The organism is Rodentibacter ratti, assembly GCF_002000485.1.
Taxonomy (GTDB): domain Bacteria; phylum Pseudomonadota; class Gammaproteobacteria; order Enterobacterales; family Pasteurellaceae; genus Rodentibacter; species Rodentibacter ratti.
The window spans coordinates 1-9,363 of sequence record NZ_MLAJ01000019.1 but is presented as its reverse complement, the minus strand read 5'-3'; the positions used below and the strand labels follow the sequence as shown (position 1 = coordinate 9,363).

Here is a 9,363-nt window from a genome sequence, read left to right as displayed (position 1 = left end):
CGCACCATTCGTTGTTTTCATTGGTGGTTTTTAAGCATCGACTGAGTACATCAATAAATTGGGTTTTATTGGATTGACGGCGATTATCCTCACGATACGCAATTTCATTGGCATAGTTGAGCAAGTATTCATTACTGATACGGTGAACCTGTCCGTAGTACATTCGCTTGAATCGACTGAACAGGCTTTCCGCCTGATTATTCGTTACGCCTAAATCACTGCGATATTCCTCTTTATGATTGACGGTGCGTAAATCATAGTAAGGTAGCAAGACATCATAGGCATTGCTTTCATCGGTATTGATTCTCGTGTTAGGCTTAATGAATTTGTCCGCAAAACTTTTTACTACGGATTGGGATTCCGTATGAGCCACGAAAACAAGTGAACGCTTTGCCCCACAGTGTAAAACATTGTTCGCTTTCTCGTCCGCTGAATAATGTTCACGCGCCACGATGACACAGCGTTTATCGGGATTTTGATTTTCTTTTAAACGGTAGTCGATACGGTCGGATTTTTTATTTGCTTTGCGTGGTGCGGGATGAACGTAAGTCCCGTCCATATCAATTTCACCGGAAAGCGGCTGCATATCACGGCTTTCAAGCAGAGCTTTACGGAATTTATGAGATAACACAAAGGCAGTGCGCGGGTTTAAGTTAGCATTGCGAGCCAATTGCAGTGAGGATAAACCTTTCACGGCATTGACCCATTCCATCAAGGCGTAGAGATAAACCTTAATTGGCTTCTTACGATTGGCAAAAATTGTGCCGGAAGTTACGCTAAAAGTATGATTACAGTGACGGCAACGCCATTGGTTACGGGTGGAGATTCGATATGCGATGTGTTGAATACCGCATTTCGGACAAACGACATTTTCTTTACTTCCCCATCGAAGCTCGCAAAGCAAATCAAACGCTTGTTCATCCGAGAGTTGAGCTATCTCATAGGACGAAAGCGTGCGAGCTTTGCTTGAGAGGAGGAAATGTTGCGTCATAAGAATTTTGATTTATCAACCATTCAATAATACAATATACCCATAAGGGTAATTTTTTACGCTTTAATATTACCCTATAGAGCATAAAAAGTCAATATGAAATACTCAAATGAACATAAGCAAAAGATTAAAACAAGTCCTCGAAGCAAAAAAACTCAATATAAAAACGTTTTCAGAACGCTCTTGTATCCCTTACCGTTCCGTACAAAACTATTTGCGTGAAGAAAGAGAACCAAATGTTGAAGCTCTGATTAAATTAAAAGAAACAATGAATATTAATATTAACTGGTTGCTTATAGGAGAAGGCGAGATGTTTAGTTCAGAAATAGAAAAAGAATCTCTTTCTATTTCTGAGATTGAATTGATAAAAAATTATCGGGAAAGCAATGAGAAATCTCAATATGCTATACAAAGTTTGGCGACTATTTTACGCGAAGCTAATCGGTGATTGGGCTGCATTATGTTTTACTTCATTAGTTAATAAATAATCATATACTCCATCGGTACTTTTCATCTGTTCTATCGTTTTTAATAGATGTTGGCAATTCATATTTATTACAACTTGAATTAACTTTTGGAGATTTGGTTCATTTATAGCTCTTAATTTTTTTGCGAGTAACTGAATGAGGTTATATTGAGAGTCTAACCTACTCTTTTCTACTGGTTTTGTCATTGCACTATCTGGGCGACGGCGATAAATCATAAAATAATCCGCGACTTCTAAAATAGTCCCACTACACAACAATAACTCAACATTGAATAGTGTATCTTCGCCAAAAGGTAAAGATTGATTGAATACTATATTATTTAATTGTAGAAACTCTTTTTTAATGAGTAAAGTACCAATATGGATAAACCAATTATTTGGAATGGCTGTGTAAAATAAATTATTTAGCGAACTTAAATAGGTATTACTGTTATTCACATAAGCGGAAACGGGTGAACAAGGTATATATTTTTCATTAATATTTAATAAATGAGTACCTTTTACAACATCAACATTATGTTCTTTTGCTAATAAATATAATTTTTCTAGGTTTAAATTTGGATGTAGAAAGTCATCTGGATCAAGAAATAGTACAAATTCTCCTTGAGCTATTCTTAATCCTGCATTTCGAGCTGCACTTACACCTTTATTCAGAGAATGAATCACATAAATAAAAGGATACTCTTTAGCATAGTCAAGTGAAATCGCTAAACTATCATCAGTTGAACCATCATCAACTAAAATAATTTCTTTTGATATTTCTTGACGGAGTATGCTTTTAATTGCATCGGATAGATAAGGAGATACGTTATAGACAGGAAGGATGAAGCTAATTTTCGGTGTATTCATTCCAGATGACATTCTATTGTGGAAATGGATCTATTGTAAAACAATGGATGTGAGATGTCATTATTTACTATGAGATAGCGTCTAGCACAATGAAACGAAATAAAAGCCCATATTTACTTTTATCTTTTTTCTCTTTAGAATATTCTGCGTTAGATACAAAAAATTCGCCACTTTACAGTGGCGAACCTCTAAAAATTCTAATATTACCGTTATACAGAATTCTATAACGAATTCTGGGGAGATTATAGCAAAGCTAGATACCCTTTTCAATAAATATTACTCGTCTTTACAGTTTTCTATTTAGAATTTTCCGTGTTAATACGATGTTTCGTATTGGCTTGTCTATTGATTCTTCGAAAGGAAAACGTAATGAATCGAGTTTTTAAAATTAAACGCAATGCGTTAGGTCAATCAATTGTCACTTCTGAATTAGCTAAATCTTGTGGTAAAGGTAAAACTTTAGCTGCATTGATAATGCTTTCTCTTTTATCTCTTGGAGTTACAAACCCTGCTTTAGCAACTCCATCAACTATTGGTACAGGTAATCTCGTTACTGGTGAAAAAGGTGTAGCTGATGGCTACAATAACATTGTTACCGCAGTTAAAGGCACTGCTCAAGGAAATGATTCCATTGCGACAGGAAATAATTTATCCCGTAATGAATTTTCAGCTAAACTCAATGAATATAACGATCTACTTTCTGATAAAACCTTAAAAGAAGGAGAGATCGGTACGATTGGCACAAATATTGAAGCAAATAATCAGGCTCAAAACAATCTTAATGAGCAAATTCGAGATCTAAATAAAATTATCGACCGGGCAAATGCTAAAAGTGACCAGTTAGATAATCTCAATAACCAACTTACCCTTAAACAAAGTGAATTAACTCCGCTCTTTGAAGAACTTGAACGAGCAAAACAAAATGCGCAATCTTCATCAGCGACAGGAAGTGGCGATAAAACAGTTTGGACTGATTTCACTTCTCAATTAAGTAAATTAGATTGGAATAAACTTTCTGATTCATCCAGTGGTACAAGTGGCGTAAATAAATTAGCGACTGACCTTAAAGGTATGGTTGAAGCAGATTATCCTGACTATACAAATAAATGGGAAATTAATAAATATGAAGAAGTAATTAGCGGCTATATTAATCGTCAAGGGTTATTTGATGCCAATGAAGATGCTGCTGGCGTTAAATATACACAAAATAGGGACTATTATAGCTTTAAGTTTGATATTTCAGGCCCTAAATATGTAGGAAATGTTTTTGAATATAATACAACTACTAATATAGGAACTACTGGGGCTTTATCTTTAGTCAATTATTTAGAAAGGGTAAGCGAAGTTCTTTCATCTGAAATCAACATAAATACGTTTAATAATTTAAGAGCAAGAACATATGTGGATATTTTTGATGGAAATAATAAAGATGCTTTTTATTCTTTCTATAACCTAAAAAATATTATTAATTCGGAAACAAATAATGCTATTCAAGATATAGCTAAATCTTATAAATCTGTCTTATATAGATATTATAAAGGATACGGAGCAGCTAACGGAGCAAGCGATCTCACTAATGCTGTCACAGTATTACATCTACCTCCGGTGGATAAAAAATCTAGTGTAGAATTTGTAGCTCAGAAAGATCTAGCTAATTTTGTCAAAAATACATTTAAAAATGAACTTGGGTCTATTGATAATGGAATAGTATCAGATCAAAATACTAAGGCATTTATTTCTAATACTGATATAAATTATCTTCGTGATTGGGTTTCCCTATTCTATGATAATTTTTATAACAATATAGATTTCAATGCTACGGATTCTAGTTGGCTCTTTGATAAAGATAGCTATGTCACTCAACTTTCAAAAGTAGAGAATTTTGCTTCTAAATTAAAAGAGTATGTAGTAGCTTATGACTCAGCTATTGCCAATCCATCAGACCTTAATGCTCAGGTTAAATTAGTTAGCCTTTATAACGATATTCGTCAAAGTAAAGATAATGACGAAAATTATTATGAGCATATTAAAGTCAATTTAAAGCAATCTACAATTGATTTATTTAATCAATATGCCGTAGAAACAGCGAAAGAATTAACGGAAGATGCTCAAAAGCTAAAACTTTATGATGTTCGTAATGAAGTAATAAAAGGTGTAATTACGGCAGCTCAAGATTTACAAAATGATATTGATAAAGCTCAAAAAGCTATTGAGGCTAAACAAAGAGAAATTGATGATATTAATCAGGAAGTCAAGGATTTAGCTTTAACACCTGATGAACAAGGTGCTGCGGACTTAAAAAGTTTGAAAGAGAAAGACTTAGCTGATAAACAAGCTGAAAAAACACAACTCGAACAAGATAAAACCGCAAAACAAGCTGAACTTGACGAAATTAATCGTAAACTCAATGAAACAAACCTTGCAAACTTGGGTAAAAATTCAATTTCTGTGGGAGTAGATGCTTTTTCATCAGGCAATGATTCCATTGCAATAGGCACAAATTCAACTGTCACTGCGAACGATGGCATTTCAATTGGTCGTGATTCTAACGTATCTGGTGCGCAAAGTATTGCATTAGGTGCAGATAATAAAGTATCCGGCGAAAAATCAATTGCAATTGGTGTAGGTCACAATGTATCTGGTAATCACTCAACAACAATTGGCGATCCAAATACCATTTCAGGCGATGATGTGTTTGTTGCAGGTAATAACAATACCGTTGCCTCAAACAATGTCATGGTGATGGGTAACAACATCAATGTAGGTACAGGTTTCGATGGCGCAGTCGTATTGGGTGCTAATTCCGAAGTTACTCAAGCAAATGCCGTAGAAAGTCATACCGTTGGTGGAACGAAATATACCTTTGCAGGTGCAGCACCGACTTCAACCGTAAGCGTGGGTGCGGTGGGCGCAGAGCGTCAAATTACCAACGTTGCGGCGGGTCGTATTTCTGAAACCTCAACCGATGCGATCAATGGTTCGCAACTTTACGCGTTAGCCGATGCGATTGAGAAAAAATCCCTCAATCCGGCTGATGTCGCAGATGAAGTGGTAAACCAAATTCGCACTAAACTTGTTGCCGGCGATCACATTACAATTGATGAAGATACCGATACCAACACATTTACTATTAGCGGAAAACCGGCTACTACCATTACCGCCGGCAAAAACGTGACGGTAACGGGCAATCCGACTGATGGTTATGTCATTTCTGCAAAAGGTGAAATTACTAACGATCAATTGCAAGAGGTTATCGATCAAGTAAACAATATCGTCGATACCAATACCCAATCTGTAACGAAAGCAGGAAAAGGGGTAAAGGTAGAAGTCGCTGATAACACACAAGGCACAAAAGATTATACGGTTTCCGTTAAATTAGGTGCAGGTTTAGCCTTTGATAAAAACGGCAATGTAGTCAATGATGTGAAAATCAACAGTGGCAAGGCAGTGACAGTAACCGGTGATGCAAAAACGGGCTATACCATTGATGCAGCACAAAATACAGTAACTGGTGGTAAAGGTGTAGGCGTTACAGAATCCGACAACGCAGACGGCTCTAAAAATTACACGGTTGAAACCAAAATTGGCAAAGGCTTAACCTATGGTGATAATGGTGAAATTGTAGCGACAACTCAAGCAATCAAAGGTGGCGATGGCGTCACGATTACTGAAAATAATCACGGTGAGCAAGTAGTGAACATTGCCGGTGTATCAACCACAACCGATGATGGCAAAAGCTATACCCGTCAAAATTTAACCCAACCGGTCGGCATTAAAGGGGATGGTAAAAATATCAAAACCTCAACAGCGACTAATGGCGATGTGCAAGTAGGCTTAGTTGATGATTTGAAGGTGAACTCTGTGACAACCGGTAGTGTATCCATCTCTAAAAATGGTGTTAATGCCGGTGGTAAAAAAGTCACGAATGTCGCCACAGGTGAAATTTCGCCAACCTCAACGGATGCGGTAAACGGTTCACAATTACACGCCACCAATATGTGGGTGATGCAAAACACACAAAATATCCAACAATTAGGTAATCGGGTTAATCATTTAGATAACAAGATTAATAAAGTCAATAAGGAAGCAAGAGCGGGAATTGCGGGGGCGGCTGCTATCGCAGGTTTACCTGAAATTCACTTAGCCGGTAAATCAATGGTGTCCGCTTCAGCAAGCACTTATAAAGGTGAACAGGCCGTTGCAGTGGGTTATTCCCGCTTATCAGACAACAGCAAAGTGAAGCTAAAACTCTCCGGCAGTGCAAATATGCGTGGCGATGTTATTGGCACGGTGGGGGTAGGCTACGCTTGGTAACCTCTTTATAGACCTTTAATCCGCAGGGGATTTTCCCCTGCATTCTAAATAAATTAACAAGGTATCAAAAAATGAAAACGACATTAAAACTGACCGCACTTGTCATTTCCACTGCATTTTTAACCGCTTGTGGTAATCTATCAATGGTTTCAAAAGCAGGAACAACGGATAACCCAATTTTCCCTAAAATTGAAGATTCCGCTTTTAATCACGATGGCTCACAATTTGGATCATGGCCAAACTGGGACAATGTTCGTCAAATTGAACGCGGTATGAATAAAGAGCAATTGCACAATCTTATCGGTCGCCCGCATTTTGCCGAAGGCTTGTACGGTGTGCGCGAATGGGATTATGTATTCAATTATCGCGAAAATGGCGAACACAAAATCTGCCAATACAAAGTGCTATTTGACAAAAATATGAATGCACAAGAATTTTACTGGTTTCCGAATGGCTGCCATTCCAACCATTCATTTAATCTGAGTGCTGATTTTTTGTTTGATTTTGATAAATCCACATTAAAAGATGAAGGAAAGCAGCTTGTGGCAGAATTAGCCAATAAACTAAATCAATTAAACATCAAATACTCAACGATTGAAGGCTATACCGACCGTATGGGGCCTGACCAATATAACTTAGACTTATCCCAACGTCGTGCTGATACGGTAAAAGACGAACTTCAGCGATTGGGAGTTAGTGCCGAATTAAGTGCGGTTGGTTACGGTAAGGCTCACCAAGTTAAACATTGTGATGGCAGTAACCAAGCGGCAAAAGATTGTTTACGCCCTAACCGTCGCGTGGTGGTAAACGTACAAGGTACAGAAATTAATACCAGCACAAATGGAAAAGTTGCGGGGGAAATTGGCCCTGCGCCGCTTTACGATGATAAGTACCCGTACAGCCCACATATTACCGGAAATCCTTACCCTGCGATTTCCCCTCAGAATTTGCAGTAAATCTGCATACCAACTTCTTAACCTACGGTTTTGAAGATTTGTTCAAAATAAGTTCTTAACTTAGGCAACCTCGAAAGAGGTTGTTTTTTTTGACTAATAAATAAACAATCCAGTTAAGGCATACCGATTAAAAAATCAGCAATCAGTTTCTAAAGGATCTAAAAGATCCTTTTATAGGATTTTTTTAACTCTTTGATATTCTTTAATTTTCAAAATTAATTCAAAAAAACACTTGACAGATTTTTCAAAAGGCAGGCTTAAATCGCTTGAAAATTTTCCTTGACAAGCACCCTATATAACAATACATTTTTCCGCACAGAAAAATAATAGTCCCTTTATTACGACTTTTGATTTTTTTAAAGCCTAAAAAGGCTTGGAAATTTAAGCGTTGTAATAAAGGGATTATTGTTTTTATGGCACAGCATTTTCTGTTATCAGCCAAAGCACGCCGCTTGCCGATTGCGCAAGTGGCGCTGCTTTCTGATGCCGAAATTTTTGCCTTACTCAAAAATGCCCGTTGGCACAGTGACACGGAACAAGTTTGTCCGCGTTGCGGCGTTTGCCATCAAGCCTATTTCATCCACACACGCCAACAATTTCAATGCAAACACTGCCAATATCGCTTTTCGATTACCACAGGCACAATATTTCAATTTCACAAACTCACCCTGCGGCAAATCCTTATTGCAATCCTTCTCTTTGCCACCGAAAGCAAAGGCCTATCAGCCATTTCCCTTTCTCACAAGCTCAACGTGCAATATAAAACCGCATGGGTACTACTACACAAATTCCGTGAAAGCCTAGAAAAGACGAAAGATTTAACGCCACTACACGGCGAAGTCCATATTGATGGCGCTTATGTAAACTACTACATTCGCCCGAAAAACTTCCGCCACAAACGCATTGATAGACGTAAGAAACGCCATCAACGCAAGGATAAGGCTTGTGTATTGGTATTCCGGCAACGGGCAAAAAATCAAAATATAATGAAAGGCGCAGAGCGAAGTATTGTTGCCCTCGTCAAAGAAGAAAACACCCAAGACATACTAGATTTAACCCAACGCCTTGTGAAACCCAACAGCACGATTCACGCTGACGAAAACCCTGCCTACGATAGCCTGACATTCCATTATGATTTATGGCGGGTAAATCATTCCCAAGAATATCGTTCCATCGAGGGCATCACCAACAACCTTGCCGAATCCTTTTTTGCACGACTGCGGCGTGCCATTACAGGGATTTACCACAAAATGAAAAACAAGTACCTAATGTTCTACGCTAACGAGACAGCGTGGCGGGAAGATAATCGTCGAAAAAGCGTCAAAGAGAAATTTGAACATTTGCTACGCTGCACGTTCAACACTTCACCCTCACGCCATTTTACCGGCTACTGGCAAGGCAATAAAATGCCCGAAGCCCGATTTGGCATCCATTCATTACAAACGACCTAATAAGGAGCAAAAATGAAGCTACATTATGATATGCGGATCTATTTTGAATCTAGTGAAGATTTTGACATTTGGATATGGGGAGACCATTCTATTTTGGATGATATAAAACGCCATACGGTAAGATGGAGTGAACGGCGTAATATCAACAAATTTTTCGATTTATTGGAAACCAAAGTCCCTGCAAAAATAGAGCCGGTCGAACCTCGCTACTCAAAAGCCTACGCCCAATACCAAGCACAGAAAAGGCTAAATGAAATCGAAGGTTTAATGCAGTGGGAAAACGAGGTGATTGCTGACAGAATATTAGTTTACTGC

The 9,363-nt window shown here is 37.9% G+C and carries 7 protein-coding genes; 5 read left to right on the top strand and 2 right to left on the bottom strand.

Features of this window, described 5'->3' with window-relative positions; translation table 11 throughout:
- A partial coding sequence (locus tag BKG94_RS09790; RefSeq protein WP_077436640.1) for an IS1595 family transposase occupies positions 1-991 on the bottom strand: 991 nt, incomplete at its 3' end.
- A 109-nt stretch (positions 992-1,100) separates the two neighbouring features.
- On the opposite strand from BKG94_RS09790, the gene BKG94_RS09785 reads away from it, so the two are divergent.
- Positions 1,101-1,439, top strand: a complete 339-nt coding sequence (locus BKG94_RS09785) for a helix-turn-helix domain-containing protein (protein ID WP_077436638.1) — start codon at positions 1,101-1,103, stop codon at positions 1,437-1,439.
- On the opposite strand, the gene BKG94_RS09780 is transcribed toward BKG94_RS09785, so the two are convergent.
- A complete protein-coding gene (locus tag BKG94_RS09780; protein WP_158074644.1) occupies positions 1,419-2,327 on the bottom strand; it encodes a glycosyltransferase family 2 protein in 909 nt (302 codons plus the stop codon). The genes BKG94_RS09785 and BKG94_RS09780 overlap by 21 nt on opposite strands.
- 369 nt (positions 2,328-2,696) lie before the next feature.
- On the opposite strand from BKG94_RS09780, the gene BKG94_RS09775 reads away from it, so the two are divergent.
- From BKG94_RS09775 to BKG94_RS09760, 4 genes are all read left to right on the top strand, one after another.
- Complete coding sequence (locus tag BKG94_RS09775) at positions 2,697-6,641, top strand: YadA-like family protein (RefSeq protein ID WP_077436634.1); 3,945 nt, start codon at positions 2,697-2,699, stop codon at positions 6,639-6,641.
- A 71-nt stretch (positions 6,642-6,712) separates the two neighbouring features.
- Positions 6,713-7,597 (top strand): OmpA family protein, encoded by an 885-nt coding sequence (locus tag BKG94_RS09770; RefSeq protein WP_077436632.1) that lies wholly within the window; start codon positions 6,713-6,715, stop codon positions 7,595-7,597.
- Positions 7,598-8,010: 413 nt separating this feature from the next.
- Complete coding sequence (locus BKG94_RS09765; protein ID WP_077436630.1) at positions 8,011-9,048, top strand: IS1595 family transposase; 1,038 nt, start codon at positions 8,011-8,013, stop codon at positions 9,046-9,048.
- Between the two features lie 12 nt (positions 9,049-9,060).
- On the top strand, positions 9,061-9,363 hold a 303-nt coding region (locus tag BKG94_RS09760), incomplete at its 3' end, for a hypothetical protein (RefSeq protein WP_143538932.1).